This is a genomic window from Aquimarina algiphila, from assembly GCF_007489275.1.
Lineage (GTDB): Bacteria > Bacteroidota > Bacteroidia > Flavobacteriales > Flavobacteriaceae > Aquimarina > Aquimarina algiphila.
Window position 1 is genome coordinate 1 of sequence record NZ_VLNR01000061.1, and the last position, 21,582, is coordinate 21,582.

Sequence of the window (21,582 nt, forward strand, 5' to 3'; positions counted from 1 at the left end):
ATTTGTTTTAGTGCAGCATTCATAGCTTGTGAATAAAAGGGTTAGATACTAATTGAGTTTTAAAATGTGATTGCCAATAGACATAAGTAAGAAGGGGCGAATTAAACATTGTAGATTTGAAATCGGGGGGTAGTACACAAAATTATCCTGGGTCAATCTTGTCAAACAACTCCAATAGTAAGAGTCGTTTGGTCTTAGGGTTTCGTTTTTTTGCATGATTATGTTTTAAAAAATGCGATACTATAGACCCCAGGTGCATATTAGAAAAAGTTTCTTCTATATTTCTGTTGTCATAATGAATAAACTCGTATTGTCCCGGAATGGTAAAATACAGTTTCTCCCCTCCTAAAAAGTCAGGAATTAATGATTTGATTTTATATAGATCGAGATACGGGCTATGATCTACTAAATAACAATATGCACTGCTGCCTAAAGGCAGTATGTTTTTTATGGACTGTTTTTCTAGTGTTTTTTCTATTGCTTTGAATTCTAGTGGGGATTCATGCTCAAATAGTAAAGTTTCAATTTTTTGTAAAATGTCATATACTTCTATTTTGGACATCCCGTCAAATTGCCTGGTAATGTGTTGTACTATTTTTTCCTGATAGGTGATCATATGTATTGGTTGTTCGTTATTTGTTGATGGTTGATACTATGTATGTCTTAAAAAATAAAAATGTTACCTGGAGTAGAGTATTTTGTATGTGTCATTTTAGCAAAGACATCATGGTACCTCATTACATTGGGGTGTATATTTAATTTAAATGAAGTACCTGATATCTTCTGGGGACTACATAAAACTCAAATTAAAATATCTGATCTAATTGTCTCCATACTCACTTCACAAACACTTTTGATTATTACGCTTTTCTAGACTATTTTACGCAAAATAAGATCATTTCATCTCTGATCAATTTGGAGCTTCTAATCGTTTTGGCAACTTCCTTGGCGGTCATTCCTTTATCATGCGATTCTCGTATCCAATTACGTAACAAGAGTGCATATCCTTTATGGTGTCGCGTATAGATTTGAAAATGGCATTGGTCGATACCTAAGTAAGAACAAACATATTTTTCAAACTGGAAGAACTGTTGTGTTTTTGATTTCGTGGTAAATAAAATAGGGTCCATATGGTGGTTTTTTATTAAGGTGTATATAAGTGATTCAATGTATTTCTCCACGATTGTTTTAGCCTGCATTTTCTGGCAAAATTCATCACTTTAGTAGCTAGCACATGGATAATGGTTAGTGGTTTATGTTCTACTTCTATATCTAGGTTGAAATTTTTTGTTTGAAGTGCTTCCTCTACAGCTTTTATCCTAGGATTATCGTTTAAAACGGCCTCAATAATGTCATTTTGAACAATGGTCTTCGCATAATCATCCAACGCTATATACTTGGGGTGATGATTCAATATCTCTGAGATTTTTTGCAGTGTTCGTAAAGGTTGTTTGGGAGGATATTTATCCGTTTTATTGATGAGTACAAAACGCCTAGCTCTATGAATTACGCCAATAGCATAGTCAGACGAAGTGCCTCTTTCAAATAATCGAATGGCCCAACGGTATATCATCATTTCATGACATTCTTTATTGGCTATACGAATCATAAACTCATCTATTTCAAGCTGAATAGATTCAATAATTGGAGCTAGAAACTCGTTACGCTTCTTATTGAGTTCTACATTTTCTGTCATAGTAGTATATTATTTTGGGTTGTAATCGTATCTACAAATAATTAATACCGAGTTAATTTCTTTAAATGCTCATGTACTGAAAGTATTTCATCATCTGTTAACTTTCCAACACCCGAAGCAAATTTCTGGAGCCGTCCTTTTCTAAATCCCAAAACCCTCTCCATATAACGGATATTGATTGATTTCTTCACATCCAATGATGTTGTCTTCTTTCTGAGATAATGTGTGACTTTTCGTCTTCTGGTTTTTACCTTTAATATTTCTTTTTCTTTCTCGTCCATTTTTTGTGTTTATGTAAAACAATAAAATGACGTTCAAAAGCTTGTGGGGTAATCTTCAAACGTGCCATTTAATAGGCGTTACGGAATTCCGTAAAATATTATGACGATGTATTTACTGACGTTTTGGTCATTTTGGGGAAATTCTAACAACCTCATTCCATCAAAATTGACCATTTTTTAATTACATTTGCTAGCGACCATTCTAATGATCCGAACATTTGTTTGGCTAATATAGAACATTTGTTCGCTTTAACAAAATTATTAGGGGACTTTTTTAAATGAAAATTCGTGAATGGATTTCTATGAACTACTAAAATTATATAAAAAGGACAACAGCTTATCATATGGTGATATCGGAAGCCATATCAATATGTCTGCTGATGCATTTCGGATGGCGGTTACTCGAAAAAGTTTAAGTAATCTCCAGAAACAAGCGTTGGAACCTTTATTTATTGATGAATTGGATGATAATCATTCTGTCAAAAGGCAGTTGCAAGAGTTTTCAAATTTTCTTTCCAAACCCAAATACAGAGAATTGGCCTTTAAAGACCCTAAAATAAGCAAGATACTTGACAAAGAGGTTGCTAGAAGATTAGCTGAAGTTGTGTCCAGCAAAGAAGCCTTAGAAAAATTTCTTAATAGCTAATTTGGAGTGACTGTTTAAAAAAGTCAGACGCCTGAAAATAGTTATCATTGAACAAAGCGGATATCTTATGCCTTACCCGTGATTTCTCTTCCCTTAGTTCTTCTTCCAATAGCAAATCGATTTCTTTTTCCAGAAACTCATATATCTCATTGGATATAATGCCTGACTCACGGATTTCTTGATTAATCTTTTTGGCTTCCTTCCTGTTCATTCCGCAGCATTTTCAGTTTTTAATTCGTGGTATTCGGTCAATGTCTCTTCGAGATAATCTTTTTTATCATTGGTTTGCACATAGCGCCCGTATATTCGGAACGATATCAAATGAGTTAAGCGTTGTATTTTACGAGTTGCATTTGTCAATTTTGCAGATAATTTGTCCTGTCTTTTATAAGCCCATCGTATGAATAGAAAGAGTGCAGTATTAATCAACACAGAGCCAATGAATAACAGTATATAGTAAGCTTCATAAGGAATGTCTGGCTTCGGATAAAGTGAATATATGGTGAACCAACCAGAGACCAATCCAAAAAAGGAAAGTACGACGATCACTGTTTTTTGAAATAAAACATCATCACGATCTTTATAGGTAAATATCCATACACAGAAAAGGGTTAGGAAAAATAAACAGAAATATCCAGACCCCCCCAATAAAAAACGCCTCCAGTTGCTCCAACCAAAGACGCGATTAATTATAGTAGAGTCATATTCTCTGAAGCAAGTTACCTTACCGTCAGTAATTTCAATTTCGTAAGTATCATCAAGTATGTTTAAACCTTCATGTAGTTCGGTATCAGCTATAGAGTATGTCCTATCAATTTTTTTCGATAAAAACGTATGAATTAATGGGGTAAAAGCAATTGCACAAAATAGAAGCGCAATGATAACATATTTACCTTTCTTCCAACTCGTCTTTACTGGTTTTGTAAGTGGGTATTTCTTTCTCATTTTCGAGGCTTAATTCTTCCTCAATGTTTTCTGCCGTGCAAGAGGAAATAAATAGTGCTGCTAAAAGTAAAAAAGAAATTGAGAAAACACGTTTTTTAAAATTCATCGCTTCATAGTTTTAAATGTTAATATAAAAAATACCAGATGTAAGTTTCTGATTTTCAAGCAAAACTAGGTTTATCTTTGTGAAAAAAATAATTTCTTTTTCTGTTTTTTTGTGGTTATTTTGCACCTTTTTTTAGAAAAATAAGGCTTTGTACAAGTACATTTAACGGGGAAATTTTCAACAAAATTCTAGTTTGGTAAAAAACCTTGTTTCATTTGATGAATATTTAATATTAATATATTGACTCACAATACATTAATAGCGTAATAACATTATGGTTTTACCATAAATCATGACTAAATGAATGCCTTTTTACTGAATAAAAAATCGCCTTTAATAATACCCATAAAACCCCTTAGAAAAGTAACAATATTCTGAGGTAAAATTTCCCTCAATGAGATGTCGATTTACTTCCGATTCATCATCCAGAAATACGAATGCAACAATACGGCCATATTTGTCTATGTCTTTCTCGATATTATGTGTTTGATAATACATGAAGGTATACAAAGCATCTCACTTCTTTTATATCTAGACTCATTTCTTTTTTTGATGATGGTATTTTTGAACTAAATTATTTTAAAAAAACGCCCTTATCATAATAGAAGGAACAAAATAGGCAGGCATTATCGATCAAAAAATAAGTCTTTTGTAAAACAATAAGGATTTAGAGAGTTTTTAGATGGTTGGTGGATAGAAATCAGTAAAGATTGTTTTTATAAAAACTGTTTGGAGTAATTAAAATATTCAGCTATCTTATTAATGTTTTAAAGAATCCCATATAGGTAGACCCCATAGAAAATAACATTTGTTTCACCTATGTTTAACCTTTAGAAAGTAATTTGTTATTAAGTGTTTGAAAAACAAATATTTAATAATAAATTATAGCAAATACTAATAGGTTTTAAAAATCTGCGAGGTCTTTATAAAAAAATACTTGTTTTTGATAACGTATTTAATCGCTTATCACCATTTCTTCATCATATATACAAAGGTACATCACTTACAATTGTATTAAGTTTTTACGCTTTTATTGAATTCATATATTAAAATAATGTTTTTTTTAAAGGAATTTATTAGCTAAGGTTGTTCTAGTATTGAAACAATCTTGGCTTTTGTTATTTATAGATAGACCAAAAATTAAGATTCCTTCGTTATATATTAAGAGTATACAACTATTATTTAAAATCATAAACATGAGAGTAATAACCAGGTATCATAGCTGTTTTTTTAATTATATCGATAATAACATCTTGTGAATCAGATTCAGACATGCCCGAGGACATTGATCAATCAGAGGTTGATGAAACAGGTGGTGATGAAGGTACAGGAGACACAACATCTACAATTGATTCTTTTGGCTTATTGCAAGCTTCTGGAAACAAAATTGTAGATAAAAACAATAACCCTGTTCAACTAAGGGGAATGTCCTTATTCTGGAGTCAATGGATGGGACAATATTATACCAAAGAAGCGATTAGCTGGTTAAAAAAAGACTGGAAATGTAATATTGTTAGAGCAGCTATGGGCGTAGAAGACACTGATGGTTATCTTTCTAATAAAGAAACAGAAAAACAAAAAGTATACACTGTTATTGACGCCGCAATTGAAGAAGGTATATATGTTATTGTAGATTGGCATAGTCATCACGCGGAGGATCATCTTGAAGAAGCTAAGGTATTTTTCTCTGAAGTTGCTCAAAAGTATGGTAGCACCCCAAATATCATTTATGAAATCTATAATGAACCTCTCAACGTTTCCTGGAAAGATGTATTAAAGCCATATCATGAACAAGTAATTGCCGAAATTAGAAAACATGATCCTGATAACTTAATTATTTGTGGTACGCGCACATGGTCTCAAGATGTTGATGAAGTTATCGGAAATACTATAAATGATATTAACGTAGCCTATACATTACATTATTATGCTGCTACTCATAAACAATTCCTAAGAGATAAAGCGCAAAAAGCTCTAGATAATGGTATCCCTCTTTTTGTTACAGAGTATGGAGTTACTGAAGCTAGTGGCAATGGTTTTATTGATACTAATGAAGCAAGAGCATGGTGGGACTTTATGGATCAAAACAAAATATCATGGTGTAATTGGTCTATTGCAGATAAAGAAGAAGCCTCTGCAGCACTCAAACCTAATGCAAGTGGCACTGGTGGTTGGACAGAAGATCAAATAACCATTTCGGGTACAATGGTAAGAGAAGAAATAAAAACTAAAAACCCCTGATTAATATATTGTTTACTAAACCTAAAAGCCTCATAAATTTAGAATTTATGAGGCTTTTTATTTTCTTAATATTTTTTTTCTAAAATACTTCGTCTGACTCTTTCAGTTTTTCTGTATTTGCTACTAACTGAAGTTCATCGACTATTTTCTGGATATCTCCATCAATAATATTCCCTAGATCATATAAGGTAAGACCAATTCGGTGATCAGTTACTCTACCTTGTGGATAATTATACGTTCTAATTTTTGCAGAACGATCTCCAGACGACACCATACTCTTTCTTTTCTCAGAGTCAGCCGCTTGTTTCTTTTCTAATTCAAGGTCATATAACCTAGAACGCAATACTTTCAATGCTTTTTCAAGGTTTTTATGTGATGATTTCTGATCCTGACAACTTACAATCATTCCTGTTGGTTCGTGATGTAATTTGATTGCAGAATAGGTCGTATTTACCGATTGACCTCCTGGACCTGTAGAAGTTGTACGTTCAATACGTACTTCTTGCATATCCAGTTCGACATCAAATTCTTCAGCTTCTGGAAGAACCATGACTGTTGCGGCGCTGGTATGAACTCGACCTTGAGTTTCTGTCTGAGGTACACGTTGTACTCGATGTACTCCAGCTTCAAATTTTAAAGTTCCATACACATCTTCTCCATTGACTTCAAAAATAATTTCTTTATAACCTCCACTAGTCCCTTCATTTAGATCAACAACACTGGTGCTCCATCCTCTACCTTCACAGTATTTTGTATACATACGAAACAAATCTCCCGCAAAAATACTTGCCTCATCCCCTCCTGTTCCTGCTCGAATTTCGACCACACAGTTTTTAGCATCTTCGGGATCTTTAGGAACTAACATAAAACGAATTTTCTCCTCTAAGGAAGGTAATTCTTCTTTTGCTTCTTCCAATTGCATCTTTGCCATATCCACCATCTCTGCATCACTACCGTCTGCTATAATCTCTTCTGCTTCCTTAAGATTATTAGTTAATTCTATATAGCGATCCCGTTCATCCATTAATGCTTTGAGATCTTTATACTCTTTATTAAGCTGTATATATCTTTTTTGATCTGCAATAATATCTGGTTGAATGATTAAATCACTCACTTCATCAAATCGTTGCTTTACAATATTTAATTTATCAATCATAGTACATTATTCCTGTCTGTAGAAGATACAAAAGTAAGCTTTTTTGTCCAAAATGCATACAGAGCCTAAGAATCTAAGTATCATATTATTCCATAAAAATTGTATTTTTGTTCTAGCATGAAAAATCATATAAAGATATATTCAAGTTTCTTGACCACTAAATGGCTATGGGTTTTTACTCTTGCATTAACTATTGGAGGGTATACAAATTATAATGAGCCTGTTAGGTTTGAGGAAACCATTGAACTACTGTCTTCTAAAGAAGAAAACTCTTTATATAAAAACATTGTTTCTTTTCAACCTTCTACTAATCAGAAAAAAAGCAACGTTTTTTCTTATATCTCACACAAAAATCTAAGGATGTTATCTCTATCTCATAGCAGAGCTAACTTAACCAAAGAGAAAAAACAATACTCTTTTATTCCTTTGTTTAACAAACAAAAAATAATTCGTTCTTCATTTCATTCTTATACACTTAGCGAGGAAGAACCTTTTCATTTCAATTTAATCATCGGATAATACTCATTATCCGCCTACACTCTTTTTAATAACCAAGTAATACCATTTACTTCTCATATAGAGGGATAAATGTCTTTACATATTCAATGAATTGAAAATGAAAAAATTTAAAAAATTAGTAAGACGATCCGCTTTAATACTACTCATCATCATGGCCTCATTACTTCCTATTCCTATATTTTTCACCAAAAAAGAAGGTAAATTTAATGATGAACATACTATTGAATTGGTAGAACAAAAACAGGAAGATACAATGATCAAAACCAAAAAACTAGGAGAAGAACTCAACTCCTAGTTTTTGGAACATCTTCTAATGTATACCAACCATTAATTTTTTGATTATTGGTGAAATTACGAGTGCAATTATTCCGATTACAATAGTAATAACACCAAAATTGGCATATACTGAAACATAAGAATACAGTTGCTGAAATGCTTCTGTATGGCCATTTTCTGTTACAGCACCTGATAAACCGGTAATAACTTCACTTATCTTTCCAGAAAACCCTTTTGAAAAAATGCTAGTCTCTCCTTCTTTTACTGTGGTAAGCTTTGCTATTTTACCAGCAAAAAAGTGTCCATAGAAATTAGCAGAAAACCAAACTCCCATAATAAAAGTTACATATTTCACAGGAGATAACTCTGTGATTTTAGAAAGTCCTATTGGAGATAAAAACAGTTCTCCTATGGTTAATATCAGATATCCAAAAATGAGATAAAACATTGGTGTTCTGGCATATTCATCGACCCCTTGTGCAGACATTCCAAAAACTACAAAACCCAGTCCGAGAAACAGCATTCCCAGGCCAAATTTAATAGCAGAATTGGGATTTGCTTTTTTCTTACTTAGAAATGTCCATAATATGGCAAAAGGAACTGCTAAAACTACGATCCAGATGGAGTTTACACTATTGGTCTGAGCTGCGTTAATCCCTATCAGATTTACATTTCTATCCGCAAATAAGGTAAGTGAACTTCCTGCTTGTTCGAATACAGCTGCGAATAAAGCATATAAAGTTGTAAAATAAACTGCTACTAATAACCTTTTTCGTTCTTTGAGGCTTACTTTAATTAATATATATGTAATATATCCAATCAAAAATAAAGAAGCAATCCAAACCAAATAATGTTCAAACTCGTTAAACCTTATGATCAAAGCAAACAAAGGAACTGATAACCATGCTATCAACCAAATTCGCCCTCCTTTATTAAGTCCGTATATTTTCTTTTCATATTTTTTTTTATCTGGCACTAACCCTTTATCTCCAAATATGGTTAATTGAGTTCCTCTTTTAAAAACTAATAACCCTATCAACATTCCAATCCCTGCTAATAAAAATCCGTAATGCCACCCATACAACTCTGCAAGCCAAGCACATAATAGAGGCGCTATTGCTCCTCCAAGATTAATTCCTAAATAAAATATTGTAAACCCTGAATCTCTCCTTCTATCTCCTTCTTCATATAATGTCCCTACCATTGTAGAAATATTAGGTTTAAAAAAACCATTACCAACGATTATAAGCCCTAGTGAACCATAGAAAAACACAGGCTGTTCAATGGTTAGAAAAAAATGCCCTGCAGCCATCAAAACTCCTCCAAGTATAATAGATTTTCTATACCCAATATATCTATCTGCTATAATACCTCCAATCATAGGAGTTACATACACCAAGGACATATATGCGGCCATAACACCAAACGATTTATCATCAGAATACAGAAGGTGTTTTGTCATATACAACACTAGAAGTGCTTTCATACCATAAAATGAAAACCGTTCCCATAGTTCGGCAAAAAACAGGTACAATAGTCCCTTTGGATGTCCAAATACTTCTTGTTTATCTACAACAGTGTGATCTAAATTCATGTTATGTGTTTACATTATTATTAAACACAAAGCATGGATAGTTTTTGGATAACTAAAAATGAAGTTCTAAAAAATAGTAATTTATATTAAATTGTGATTCTGAAACAATTGATTACAAATAATCACAATTCATATTTTTAACAGGTTTTATTAAATTCTTCTAAGAGTGTTTCATCTATACTTATATTCTCAGGAATCACTCTAAGTCTATATTTTCCCTGTCCCATAAAAGTGAATAAATCCTTTCTCTCTAATTGCGATATTGATTCTAATTGAAGTATTGAATTGATATTCTCGATAATTCTACTTAGATAGGTTTGACTTTTTATTTCTCCCCCAGAGTTCACTAATAAATATTGCCCATCCCCTATTTCGTATTTTCGTTTTACAGCAAATTTCAACAGATTTTTATACTGTGTGGTTTTGGAACCAAAATCTATGGTTTTATCATAGATTTCTTTAGACGGAATTGTCATTTTCACCAATGACCAATCCATAAATTTAATAGTCATTTCACTTGGTTTTGGTGTTAATGCCAATTGAATTACCCAACTTGTCGCTAACACCAGAAAAATTGAAATAAATGTCGTTTTGGCTATAATCTTTATCAAATGTCCATATAATATATCATCCATAACTACGAATACATCTGGCATTTGCGATACCAACATTAACAAAAAAGCAAGTACAGAAATTATTGCAACCAACTTTAAATCTCTGTTCATGAATGTCTTATAAAAAGATACTATTAACAAATACATTAAGAAACATGAAAGAATTAAATCGGGAATTCCGCTTATACGAATTCCGTTTACAACTGGATTATCTTTATACCCCTGAATCAAAAAAAAAGTTACTGTAGAAACAGCAATTATTAAAATGGTTAAAACAATGGTATTTTTTCTGTTTTTATATAAAAATCGTGGTGCAAAATCGAAATAAAATAATGCTAATAACAAAGCAAGCGTATTTAAAACGGAAAAAAAGCTATACCCTACATCAAATATAATTGTGGTGTCAAAAGATAAAAGATTACCTAGATAGATCCATGTACCAGAAAACACCCAAATAAAAAGAGCTAAACTTAAATACAGTAGGCCTTTATCTATTCTTTTTTGTGAATCATCTTCTTCCAAAAATTGCTTGAAACGTTTTCTTATATTATACCAGATTGCTAACAACAATATCCCTCCTATCAAAGAGATACAGATATGAGCTAGGCTATAAAATTCAGTAATATCTGACATATAGTGAAGTCTAATTATCGATGTCTAATGTACACATATCTTCCAAAATAAGCATATTCAGGTTTTTAAATCTTCTTAAATTTCTAAAAATGAAAAATCTTTTTTAAGTAATTATATGTTTTTACGACAATATATACAATGAAGAGTTTTCAAAAAATAGGATTAGGTGGTGGTTGTCACTGGTGTACAGAAGCAGTTTTTCAATCTTTAAAAGGTATTCTAAAAGTAGAACAAGGATACATTAGAAGTTATGGAGAAAATGACTATTTCTCTGAAGCTGTACTTGTGTATTTTGATCCCGGGCAAATCCTTCTCAAGGATATCATTGAAATTCATTTATATACTCATAAAAGCACATCCAATCATAGTTTTAGAGAAAAATACAGAAGTGCTATATATTATCTAGAAGAAAGTAAAAAACAAAATGTAGAGCACATTCTTAATCAGCTTCAAGAAGAATTTGATCACCAATTAGTAACTAAACCTCTAAAATTTCAAGAATTTCAATCCTCCAGGGCGGCATTACTTGATTATTATACAAATGACCCTGAAAGGCCTTTTTGTAAAAAATACATCAATCCTAAATTGGATTTCTTAAAGGAAAAATACGCTAAAGTTATTCGATAGTTAACTATAAATATACGCTCCAAACTCACTCTGTATAGTAAGTTTTTTTTCTTCAGAAGCTTCTACTCTTCCAACAATACGAGCATCTACATTAAAGCTTTTAGAAATTGCTATAATTTCCTCTGCTATTTCAGGAGCAACATATATTTCCATTCTATGCCCCATATTAAATACCTGATACATTTCTTTCCAATCAGTCCCTGAGTTTTCCTGAATTAATTTAAAAAGAGGAGGTACATCAAATAAATTGTCTTTTACAATATGAAGATTATCTACAAAATGTAGAATTTTAGTTTGTGCTCCTCCACTGCAATGCACCATCCCATGTATCGTTTTACTATCAAATTGAGATAAGATTTTCTTAATAATAGGAGCATAAGTTCTGGTAGGTGACAATACCAATTTACCGGCATCTATTGGAGCATCTTTAACCTCATCAGTCAAGTTTGTTTTTCCAGAATACACTAAATCATTAGGAACTGAAGGATCAAAACTTTCAGGGTATTTTTCTGCTAACACCTTACTAAACACATCATGACGTGCAGATGTTAAACCATTGCTTCCCATACCGCCATTGTATTCTTTTTCATAGCTGGCTTGACCAAAAGAAGCTAATCCCACAATAACGTCACCTGCTTTTATATTTGCATTATCAATTACATCTTTACGTCTCATTCGAGCAGTTACGGTAGAATCTACTATAATTGTTCTTACCAAATCCCCAACATCTGCTGTCTCTCCTCCTGTAGAATGAATTTCTACTCCGAAACCTTTAAGTTCATCCAACAACTCTTCGGTACCATTAATAATTGCAGAAATTACTTCTCCCGGAATTAAATTTTTATTTCTTCCGATAGTAGAAGATAACATAATATTGTCTGTAGCACCCACGCATAATAAGTCATCAATATTCATGATCAACGCGTCTTGTGCAATTCCTTTCCAAACGGAAACATCTCCTGTTTCTTTCCAATACATATATGCCAGAGAAGATTTGGTCCCTGCTCCATCGGCATGCATAATCAAACAATACTCTTCATCCCCGGTTAAGGAATCAGGAACTATTTTACAAAATGCTTTTGGAAAAAGTCCTTTATCTATATTCTTAATTGCACTATGCACATCTTCTTTGGAAGCTGAAACTCCACGTTGCGCATAACGTTTACTTACTTCTTGACTCATTGTATTGGAAATTAAAGCGCAAAGATAATTCAATTTAATTCATAGACTAAATTGAAAATACAAAATTCCAAACCCTACTATATTTTTTTAGGATTTGGAATTTGCTATGATACTCTAGAATTGTTGTTATTCCCAATCTGGCATAGCTGCTTTTTCTATGATAGTTGTTCTATCGTCGAGATCAGAAATTAAAAATGTAACAATATTTTTTGCTGAAATACCATCATTTGAAGTGTTCACCACAATTACACTAGCTTCATTAGGCGAAAAACGTGCATCAAGATCATTCGTGCCTGCTGGTTTATCAGTGGATAAATCTGTACTTGTCATTGCAGTAAAATTATAAACAAATACGTGAGAATCTAATTGTCTATAATTTGTTGGGGTTTCAGAACCTGATATATCCCTGCTATACAACAATTGATTTCCATCTACTGATAGATTTATACTTCCTGCTGCCCCATTTTCTCCTGTAAGCACAGTATTTTGCACTACTCCTGCTTCATTAATTGTAAAAATCTGAACCGAGTATCCATCCAGGTCATTCGTCTTTAAAGCGATGATACCGGTACTTTCATTTTTATCAACTTCTGTAATTAAATCTCCTGTTGTCTGATAGATTAAGACCAAACCACTCCCATCAATATTTATAGAATATAATTTATCTTGATTTGGAAATAATAATTTGGCTCCATTAGCATCCCATGAGAAATCAATCTCTTCTAGATTAAATCCAGATACTCCTATTGTTGAAGTCACTTGCTCTACATCTGAGCCATCCTCGTTCATAGTAAACAAATGTGTTTGTGAACCGACAGATTGTAAAAAGGCTATTTTCCCTGTAGTTACATTTCTTCTTGGTCTAAAGCTATTTTTAGAAACTGATGTAAGTGGAATTTGCGTTCCACCACTTTCATCAGCAGAATAAATAACACTATTACCTCCTACTAATTTGGTAAAAACGATTCTATTATTTGGTGCATTTGCAGTCTCAAAGGCAAATGTGGTACTGTTTACGGTAGCATTAATACCATCACTAGCACTTACTTGCCAGAAATATTTTAATCCATATGTAAGTCCAGAAACTGTATACGTAGTATCTGTTATATTTTCAAAAGTTTCTATGGTAGCATTTTCTTCATTTCTTAAACTTACCGTATACGTAATGGTATCATCATCGGGGTCACTGGCACTCCAAACCAGCTTTACCTCTAGAGGAAGATCAACTGCATTATCTACAGGGGTTACTAATGTTGCGGCAGTAGGAGGTCGATTTGTGGCTGTTTCTATATCCATTTCAAAAACAATTTCTATCTCATTACCTGCCAAAACTGTAATCCCTTCAAAAACTGCCAGTAATCCTTCTCTCTGAGCAGAAAGAGAATAATCTCCCGAGGGTATATTATCTATTTGATAAACGCCTTCTGCATTTGTAAAAACTGTACTTGAAGCTGGATTAGTTGATATTTTTACATTCTCTAATGGCTCATTAGTTCCTTTCCTGACTACTGTTCCTTTTACAGATCCGAGTCCTTCTAAATCAATAGTATCTTCGCTACATGAAACGGTAACAATAATAACAAAAGCACTTATTATTTTTATGATATATTCTTTCATCTGTTTTTATTCTATTTTCTTCCTTTTAACAGGATTACCAAAGTACCAATTAAGTCCTAAAGAAAAATTAAAATACTGATCATCTCGTTTTCCTTGAACTATATTATCTAATTCATCACTTAACACCAAATTATGAGTAGCACTTAGAGAAATACCCACTTTATCCGAAACTAAATACTCTATTCCTCCACCATATTGGAGTTTAAACAATGTATTATCAAAATCATCATCATTTACAATTCCCATTCCCCCGTATAGAAATGGCGATAGTTTTTCGAATGGCAACAAGCTTAATTCAGCATTTAGATCAATAGCATTAAAACCTTTTGAAAACGAGTTTTCATTTGTCAATTCAAATTTATTAATACTCGAATTTACGTTGAGGTACGGGTTAAAATACCATCTTGCTCCTGCTTTTACAGAATATGTAAGTTCTGGATTATTAAGATCTCCTCCAATGAGCGCAGTACCTCCTTTAAGAAAAACACTCGTTTTAGATCTTCTTTCTTTAAAGTATCGATCGTATAAGGCTGTATTTTGAGCTTCATTCTTCTCTGCCTTATATTTTTCTACTAGATTCTCAACAACTTCAGGTTCGGCATTAACTTCCCATAACTTATCCTCTACACCTTCAACAATCAGAGATTCTACTGCTTTTTCAATAGCCTCTGAAACTGCCATCTGTGCAGGTTCATTTTTGGTAAATCCGGTTTCGGCTTCTAATAATCTTCTAAATCTCACATATCTAAAGAAATTTGCATCTAGTGCTTGTGATAAGATTGTTTTGGATACATATACAGTTTTAAGAATTTTACCACTAGATGTAGAAACAGCTCGTAAATAGATTGTAATTCTATCTTGTCTATATTGTGTAGAAGCTCCGACTCCAAAATACCTTGCTCCTAATCCTCCTGTAATGATATTAGAATCATAAGAAACTATACCTCCTTCTAGAATAATGCCTGCATATAATAAAGGGGGTAACTGAGGTTCGTTTGGGTTTTTATTTTTTCTATATTCTTTTCTGGTAGAGCGTATAATATTGCGCTCATTAAGTAAATTGCTTAGATTTTCTCTTTCAATAGGTACAAACCACTTAGAGTCTTCTAAAGCCTTAATTAAAATTGTTGTCGCTCCCTGAGTAACAGCTGTACTAAAAGTATTTCCACTTTCTGTGGGTTTGTATTGACCTGTTTGATCTCTAAATTTATACACCCCGACAACCAAAGGTTCTACTGGCGAGGGAAAATCTCTTAGTGTTTTAGTAACTTCTGTATCTTCTCCTATTCTGGCACTTTCTATGGTAATGGGTTGGTTAAAATAAGTTCCGCATCCAGATAAAAAAAGCGCACAAGAACATACTACAATTACATTATAAAATTTATTGTACATTAAAATTTAATTAGGAATTATTACTTGGGACTGATCTCCTGTACTTGTATCTAAAATATTGATAACCAAACCTTCACCTGATGGAAAGATCTCAACAAATAATGTCCCAAAATTGAAAGTCCCTTCTGTAAGACCATCTTCACCAAATTGTTCATTAAATAATGTTCTGGATATTTGATTCAATAATTGACCATTAAGATTTTCTGTGAATCCCTCTAAATCAGATCTTTGGTCCCTTGATGAATTATTATCATCTGTAAATTTATTTTGAGCTTCTGCAGAACTGAGTAACCATTGATAATTAAATGTATCCCCTCCAAATGCAGGGTTTACAGGTCTATACACCAAATCTTGTCCAAAGGAAAAACTACATATCGAAAAAACAAGAAATATTGTTATTGTAATTGATTTCACACGTTTAAAATTTTATATTTAATTGAAAAACTGAGAATGCCTATACAACTTTACTAGGTTTTATTCTCTCTTCAAAAATCTTAATCATTTGCTTTTACAAGAAAAGATTAATTTTTTAATGTTCATTCTATCCTGACTATTTTAATATTGAAAAATATCGTTTTTCTGTTTTTTCAGGTCTTTAAAATATTTATACACTTTACGAATCGCAATTTTCGACATTTGTTCTAAATACTCTAAATCTGGTTTCCCCAAAAATTCATGAATAACGTTATCTTCTATTTTTACCTGAATAATGGTACTACGTCCAAAACTTAATTTTTCAAAGACTCCAACGACTTTGTTTCCATTTATTTGTGCTAAGGTATATGTAGTATAAAAAAATTCATAAAAATCTCTCCCTGGTTTTGTTTTTGTTTCTTCTACAACAATCCCTTTTAATACGATTCCATCATCTGATGATTCGTCTTCAATTTTTTCAGTTTTTTGATGCGCCTCTTCATTAAATCCTATCCTATCTTTACCAATGATTTTATCTTCTTCATAAATTAGTAACAATACTACTAACTTATCATTTTGTGTGATATTAACAATGCCTCTTGATAGTTCTTTACTTTCGTTTGCTTCTAAAGTAAATCTATCTTCTTGATCATTTTTGGTAACTAAATTATTAGCATCTGTTTTAAAAGCCGTGACTGAGTACCTTAAACTTTTATAAACTTCTGTAGTATTAGTTACAGTACTTATTACTGAAATAACACCATCAACAGTTTCAGTTTTAATCTTAGCAACTACATCTGTATTTGTAAACTGAGCAACCGAAACCTGAAAAAACAAAGATAGAAGTATGACTAATCTTGATTTCATACTTTACATATATTGGGAATGCTTAAAAACTTCTTATGATTACTGTTCTGGCATCACCAGACATCCTAAATTTTAAGTTCTTTGACAATTCATTACTACCAAATCTTTCAAAAATTAAATTATTTCCTTCCTGAATGAGTTCTAAGTTTGTTGATATATCAGGATTAAAGGAAAAATCGATCACGGCATTATTATTTCCAGTTTGAGTAATTATCTTGTTTATATCTCTTGAAGATTCATTTATTTCTACTCTATTATCATCTCCATTTTGGATAATTTTTATATCCGAAGATTCTGCATTAATATTTGACAGTATTACATTACTAGCTCCTATTTGTTGAATAAAGACTGCATTTATTCCATTAGAAACAGATGCCCTATCCTCAGTTTGGGACAAGGTATTATTGACTTGAGATAACGTAATAAATTTATCTTTGTCACTACCAAAAAACTGATCTTCTTCTTTTATATCCTGTGCATAGGACACAGAAGAAGAAAGAACAATAAAAAATAGTAATACTTTTATAAAACTAGTGTTATTCATCTTTCAGAATTTAGAAAATCAATAAAGAGTTATGCTTAATATGGTATTAAGCATAACTCCTATAAAGATCGTTAAAACAATATAATCTCTATTTATTAACGAGCTCCTCCTCCTGAACCACTTTGAGTGACTACAGCAGAATTATTAGTTCCATTTTGAAGAATTGTACTCATGTGACCATCTCCTATTTGAGTTACAAAAGTATTGTTACCAATTCCTATTTGAGTATCTTCTGCAACATTCTCATTTCCACTTTGGAAAATATCACTTACATTACTAGCTCCATTTTGAGCTGAAGCAGCAAAGTTTTGATCTCCAAGTTGAAATTGAATAATAGAATTTAATTCACCAGCAACACCAGTAACTCCTTCTTGCGAACCTTCTGCAACATTACCATTTCCTAATTGAAACTGACTTGTTCTATTCTCACCTCCAAAGAATGCTATGTTCTGAGTAGCAGAAGCACTGTTTCTATCTCCTAATTGAGTTTGAACGATAGAGTTATTATCTTCTTCATGTCTTCCAAATGCTTCGTTACCATTACCAATTTGAGTTTGAGTTATCGCCCCTCCTCTTGATGTAAAGAAAAGCCCTCCTTGCTCAGCAACTGCACTGTTTCCATTACCTAATTGTGTTTGAGTAGCTATATTGTCAGTTCCAGATTGCGTTGATGATGCTTGGTTTTCATCACCGGTCTGTGTTTGACTTAAACTATTATTACTTCCGTTTTGAGAACCAACAGCGCTATTTCCGTTTCCTGTTTGTACTTGGACTGCTACATTTTCGCCTCCAAAAGAACCTAAATTTTGCTCTGCACTTGCATCATTAGAATCTCCTTCTTGACCTTGCTGAATTACATTACTATCTTCTTCATGATTAGCAAATGCATTATTTTCGTCTCCGATTTGTACTTGCTCTACTCTTCCTCCTCTAGAATCAAAAGTAGCACTTCCTTGTAATGATGTTGCCGTGTTTCCACCACCTTCTTGATCCTGACGAACAGAATTAGCAGGTCCCCATTGTTCTGCAGTTGCCATATTAGCATCTCCAATTTGTGATTGTATTGAAATATTTTCATTACCAACCTGAGCAATAGACGCAGTATTAAAAGTTCCCTCTTGCTGAAGTTCACTAAAGTTGTCTATTCCTTCTTGTGAAGAAGTTCCAGTGTTATCGTCACCAAATTGGGCTTGAAAAGCAGAATTTGTAATACCTTCCTGAGATATAGTAGCGGTATTCGCATTACCTTCCTGAATTTGAATAGCTAAATTACCTCCTCCTGTAAATGCTAAATTCTGAGTAGCTCTTGCAGAGTTACCATTTCCAGCCTGTACTTGGCTTACTTGGTTTGCATCTTCTTCATGTTGAGCAAAAGCAGAATTTTTATCTCCATTCTGAGATTGTTCGACGATACCATTTCTTGAATTAAAATCTGCACTACCTTGGATAGCTTCTGCATTATTGGCTAACCCTTCCTGGTTCGTTAGAGAAGAGTTTGAAGTTCCAACTTGAGTAATTGTAGCAATATTGTCTACTCCCGTTTGACTGACATTACTATTGTTTGATTGCGCAACCATTGCTGTGGCACTTAATAAAGCTGCCAGACTAAAAACTACTTTTTTCATACGTAATATATATTAAAATGATTAATGTGTTCTATTCTATAAAAATTACAGCATAAGACCGATGGGATTAGAAGAATCTAATCCATTAAGCTATCGGTAAAAAGTGTATTTTGGGACTCTAAGGGGTACAATCAAACGATTTGCTGTAATTTTCGATATCAACAAATTTAGAAAAATATTAAGGCTATTTTTACGGATTCTTTAACTATTCGATGAAATACATATTAAAAAACCATAGAAAATCAGCTTTCTATGGCTTTTAAAGGGTTTGACAAAAGTTAACTTTTCATTAAAATTATCTTAAAAAAACAACTCGTAAGATAATTCTTACCTACCGTGTAAAAAGGAGTTCTCTATACTTTGTAAGAGGCCATAATTCGTCATCAACCAATAACTCTAATTTATCACAGCTATATCTAATCTCATCAAAAATTGGCTTTACTATATTACAATAATCAGAAGCTTTTTTCTCTAAATCTTCGAGGTTGTTTGCTTTTCTACGTTCTTCGGTCATATCATTAACCTTAGTATTAATTTTACCTATATAATCAGAAATTTCTTCTATTATCCCCATCTGTTCCTTAGCATATTTTTTAAAGTCTTTTCCATATAATTCTTTTAAACCAGATACATTATTGATCAACATATTCTGATAACGTATTGCGGTAGGAATTACATGATTTCTAGCAATATCTCCTAGAACACGTCCTTCAATTTGAATACGCATTACATATTCCTCTACTTCAATTTCATAACGAGCTTCTGCTTCGATCTTATTCATAACCCCCATTTTTTCAAAAAGCTCCAGGTTTTTTTTAGAAACTTTTGCTTTTAATGCTTCGGGAGTAGTTTTATTATTACTAAGTCCTCTCTTTTTTGCTTCTTTTTCCCATTCTTCACTATATCCATTTCCTTCAAAAAGTATGTTTTTAGACTTCTTTATATATTCTCGTAATACATTAAAAATAGCTTCATCTTTTTTCAATCCTTTCTTATCAACCAAAGCATCTACTTCTTTTTTAAAATCTAAAAGCTGTTTGGCTACAATTGTATTTAAAATCGTCATTGGGTTTGCGCAATTAGCTTTGGACCCAACCGCTCTAAATTCAAACTTATTACCAGTAAATGCAAAAGGGGAGGTTCTGTTTCGATCTGTATTATCCAGTAATATCTCGGGTATTTTCCCTACTACATTCAACTTCAAATCTGTTTTTTCCTGAGGAGATAATTTACCATCTGTAACGCCTTCTAATTCTTTTAATACAGATGTTAATTGTTCTCCTATGAATACAGACATAATAGCTGGTGGAGCTTCGTTAGCACCTAAGCGATGATCATTACTGGCTGAAGCAATTCCAGCCCTCATCAATTCTTCATTTTCATTAATTGCCTTTATGGTATTAATAAAAAATGTTAAAAACTGAAGATTACTCATTGGTGTTTTTCCCGGCCCTAATAGATTTACGCCAGTATTGGTTGACAAAGACCAGTTATTATGTTTACCAGACCCATTAACCCCTGCAAATGGTTTTTCATGCAGTAGCACCTTTAATTGATGTCTTGCAGCCACCTTATCCATAACATCCATTACCAAAGAATTATGATCAACTGCCAGATTAGTTTCTTCATATATCGGCGCCAATTCGAATTGATTAGGAGCCACCTCATTATGACGTGTTTTTACGGGAATTCCCAAAAGCATACATTCTGTTTCTAAATCCCTCATATAATCAAGGGCTCTTGTAGGGATACTTCCAAAATAATGATCATCTAATTGTTGTCCTTTTGCAGAGGAATGACCAAGAAGTGTTCTTCCTGTCATCAAAATATCAGGTCTGGAATATGCTAATGCACTATCGATTAAAAAATATTCTTGTTCCCATCCAAGTGAGGCATTTACTTTTTTTACATTTTTATCAAAGTATTTAGCTACAGCTGTAGCAGCTACATCAACAGCATGTAAAGCTCTCAATAAAGGTGTTTTATAATCAAGGGCTTCTCCTGTATAGGCTACAAAAACTGTAGGAATACACAATGTGGTACCATAGATAAATGCTGGAGAGGTTGGATCCCATGCAGTATACCCTCTAGCTTCAAAAGTATTTCGAATACCACCATTTGGAAAAGAAGAAGCGTCAGGTTCTTGTTGCACTAATTGCCCTCCACCAAATTTTTCCATTCCTTGTCCGTTACCTATTGTTTCAAAAAAGGCATCATGTTTTTCTGCAGTAGCGCCAGTTAATGGCTGAAACCAATGTGTATAGTGCGTTACGCCTTTAGACAATGACCATTCTTTCATCGCTGATGCTATCTGATCCGCTACTCTTCTATCAATCTTGGAACCATTTTCTATAGCATCCATAACACTATTATAGGAATCTTTGGTTAAGTATTGAAGCATCGTTGTTTGATTAAATACATGTTCACCAAACAATACAGATCTGCGTTCAGTTTCTTTAACTACCACAGAACTACGATTTAACGTCTCTTTTAGCGCTTGAAATCTTAGTGTTGACATAATTGAGTAAATTTTACTGCAAATATAGAAGAAGTTTTTATTGTTAATATTAAAATAATGCTGTTTAAAAATTAAAAAAAATAGAAAAT

23 protein-coding genes are annotated in these 21,582 nt (G+C 32.7%); 5 read left to right on the plus strand and 18 right to left on the minus strand.

The genetic code is table 11. From position 1 onward, the window contains the following. Nucleotides 1-142 precede the first annotated feature (142 nt). The 4 genes from FOF46_RS22750 to FOF46_RS22765 form a co-directional block, all read right to left on the minus strand. Nucleotides 143-616: a hypothetical protein gene (locus FOF46_RS22750; RefSeq protein WP_143918037.1), complete on the minus strand. Its 474-nt coding sequence runs from the start codon at nt 614-616 to the stop codon at nt 143-145. A gap of 259 nt (nt 617-875) precedes the next feature. Continuing rightward, nucleotides 876-1,130 carry a hypothetical protein gene (locus FOF46_RS22755; protein ID WP_143918038.1) on the minus strand — a complete coding sequence of 85 codons (255 nt, stop codon included), beginning with the start codon at nt 1,128-1,130 and terminating at the stop codon, nt 876-878. Between the two features lie 14 nt (nt 1,131-1,144). Next, nucleotides 1,145-1,696 carry a hypothetical protein gene (locus FOF46_RS22760; RefSeq protein WP_143918039.1) on the minus strand — a complete coding sequence of 184 codons (552 nt, stop codon included), beginning with the start codon at nt 1,694-1,696 and terminating at the stop codon, nt 1,145-1,147. Between the two features lie 41 nt (nt 1,697-1,737). Beyond that, nucleotides 1,738-1,977, minus strand: coding sequence for a hypothetical protein (locus FOF46_RS22765; protein ID WP_143918040.1), 240 nt, complete (start codon nt 1,975-1,977; stop codon nt 1,738-1,740). A gap of 292 nt (nt 1,978-2,269) precedes the next feature. Between FOF46_RS22765 and FOF46_RS22770 the strand changes: the two genes are divergently transcribed. Next, the gene (locus FOF46_RS22770; protein ID WP_143918041.1) at nt 2,270-2,623 is read left to right on the plus strand and encodes a hypothetical protein; all 354 of its coding nucleotides are present in this window, start codon (nt 2,270-2,272) and stop codon (nt 2,621-2,623) included. Here the strand turns inward: FOF46_RS22770 and FOF46_RS22775 are convergent. The 3 genes from FOF46_RS22775 to FOF46_RS33110 form a co-directional block, all read right to left on the minus strand. Then, nucleotides 2,613-2,834, minus strand: coding sequence for a hypothetical protein (locus FOF46_RS22775; protein ID WP_143918042.1), 222 nt, complete (start codon nt 2,832-2,834; stop codon nt 2,613-2,615). The genes FOF46_RS22770 and FOF46_RS22775 overlap by 11 nt on opposite strands. Beyond that, nucleotides 2,831-3,568 carry a hypothetical protein gene (locus FOF46_RS22780; RefSeq protein ID WP_143918043.1) on the minus strand — a complete coding sequence of 246 codons (738 nt, stop codon included), beginning with the start codon at nt 3,566-3,568 and terminating at the stop codon, nt 2,831-2,833. Before FOF46_RS22780 ends, FOF46_RS22775 begins: the two co-directional genes overlap by 4 nt. A gap of 439 nt (nt 3,569-4,007) precedes the next feature. After that, complete coding sequence (locus tag FOF46_RS33110; protein ID WP_420885152.1) at nt 4,008-4,172, minus strand: thermonuclease family protein; 165 nt, start codon at nt 4,170-4,172, stop codon at nt 4,008-4,010. Between the two features lie 774 nt (nt 4,173-4,946). Here FOF46_RS33110 and FOF46_RS22785 point away from each other — a divergent pair. Further along, entirely contained in the window at nt 4,947-5,915 is a 969-nt protein-coding gene (locus tag FOF46_RS22785) for a glycoside hydrolase family 5 protein (protein WP_143918044.1), read from the plus strand. Nucleotides 5,916-5,994: 79 nt separating this feature from the next. On the opposite strand, the gene prfA is transcribed toward FOF46_RS22785, so the two are convergent. Then, nucleotides 5,995-7,071 (minus strand): peptide chain release factor 1, encoded by a 1,077-nt coding sequence (prfA, locus tag FOF46_RS22790; RefSeq protein WP_109439003.1) that lies wholly within the window; start codon nt 7,069-7,071, stop codon nt 5,995-5,997. Between the two features lie 117 nt (nt 7,072-7,188). Between prfA and FOF46_RS22795 the strand changes: the two genes are divergently transcribed. Both FOF46_RS22795 and FOF46_RS22800 read left to right on the plus strand, forming a co-directional pair. Then, nucleotides 7,189-7,590: a hypothetical protein gene (locus tag FOF46_RS22795; protein ID WP_143918045.1), complete on the plus strand. Its 402-nt coding sequence runs from the start codon at nt 7,189-7,191 to the stop codon at nt 7,588-7,590. Nucleotides 7,591-7,687: 97 nt separating this feature from the next. Further along, a complete protein-coding gene (locus FOF46_RS22800) occupies nt 7,688-7,885 on the plus strand; it encodes a hypothetical protein (RefSeq protein ID WP_143918046.1) in 198 nt (65 codons plus the stop codon). Nucleotides 7,886-7,900: 15 nt separating this feature from the next. Here the strand turns inward: FOF46_RS22800 and FOF46_RS22805 are convergent, their stop codons facing one another. Beyond that, entirely contained in the window at nt 7,901-9,460 is a 1,560-nt protein-coding gene (locus FOF46_RS22805) for a peptide MFS transporter (RefSeq protein WP_143918047.1), read from the minus strand. 137 nt (nt 9,461-9,597) lie between these two features. Then, on the minus strand, nt 9,598-10,707 hold the full coding sequence (locus tag FOF46_RS22810; RefSeq protein WP_109439006.1) for a hypothetical protein: 1,110 nt from the start codon (nt 10,705-10,707) through the stop codon (nt 9,598-9,600). Between the two features lie 138 nt (nt 10,708-10,845). Here FOF46_RS22810 and FOF46_RS22815 point away from each other — a divergent pair, with 138 nt between their 5' ends. Next, nucleotides 10,846-11,334 (plus strand): peptide-methionine (S)-S-oxide reductase, encoded by a 489-nt coding sequence (locus FOF46_RS22815; RefSeq protein WP_143918048.1) that lies wholly within the window; start codon nt 10,846-10,848, stop codon nt 11,332-11,334. On the opposite strand, the gene FOF46_RS22820 is transcribed toward FOF46_RS22815, so the two are convergent. The 8 genes from FOF46_RS22820 to FOF46_RS22855 form a co-directional block, all read right to left on the minus strand. Next, entirely contained in the window at nt 11,335-12,516 is a 1,182-nt protein-coding gene (locus tag FOF46_RS22820; RefSeq protein ID WP_109439008.1) for an AIR synthase related protein, read from the minus strand. Between the two features lie 126 nt (nt 12,517-12,642). Continuing rightward, nucleotides 12,643-14,133 (minus strand): carboxypeptidase-like regulatory domain-containing protein, encoded by a 1,491-nt coding sequence (locus tag FOF46_RS22825; protein WP_143918049.1) that lies wholly within the window; start codon nt 14,131-14,133, stop codon nt 12,643-12,645. A 6-nt stretch (nt 14,134-14,139) separates the two neighbouring features. Beyond that, the gene (locus tag FOF46_RS22830; RefSeq protein ID WP_109439010.1) at nt 14,140-15,525 is read right to left on the minus strand and encodes a CsgG/HfaB family protein; all 1,386 of its coding nucleotides are present in this window, start codon (nt 15,523-15,525) and stop codon (nt 14,140-14,142) included. Nucleotides 15,526-15,531: 6 nt separating this feature from the next. Further along, the gene (locus FOF46_RS22835; protein ID WP_143918050.1) at nt 15,532-15,939 is read right to left on the minus strand and encodes a curli production assembly/transport component CsgF; all 408 of its coding nucleotides are present in this window, start codon (nt 15,937-15,939) and stop codon (nt 15,532-15,534) included. 141 nt (nt 15,940-16,080) lie between these two features. Continuing rightward, nucleotides 16,081-16,806, minus strand: coding sequence for a CsgE family curli-type amyloid fiber assembly protein (locus FOF46_RS22840; RefSeq protein ID WP_109439012.1), 726 nt, complete (start codon nt 16,804-16,806; stop codon nt 16,081-16,083). 22 nt (nt 16,807-16,828) lie between these two features. Continuing rightward, nucleotides 16,829-17,350 carry a hypothetical protein gene (locus tag FOF46_RS22845; RefSeq protein WP_143918051.1) on the minus strand — a complete coding sequence of 174 codons (522 nt, stop codon included), beginning with the start codon at nt 17,348-17,350 and terminating at the stop codon, nt 16,829-16,831. Nucleotides 17,351-17,445: 95 nt separating this feature from the next. Then, complete coding sequence (locus FOF46_RS22850; protein ID WP_143918052.1) at nt 17,446-18,975, minus strand: hypothetical protein; 1,530 nt, start codon at nt 18,973-18,975, stop codon at nt 17,446-17,448. A 331-nt stretch (nt 18,976-19,306) separates the two neighbouring features. Then, entirely contained in the window at nt 19,307-21,493 is a 2,187-nt protein-coding gene (locus tag FOF46_RS22855; protein ID WP_143918053.1) for a glutamine synthetase III family protein, read from the minus strand. Between the last annotated feature and the right edge of the window lie 89 nt (nt 21,494-21,582).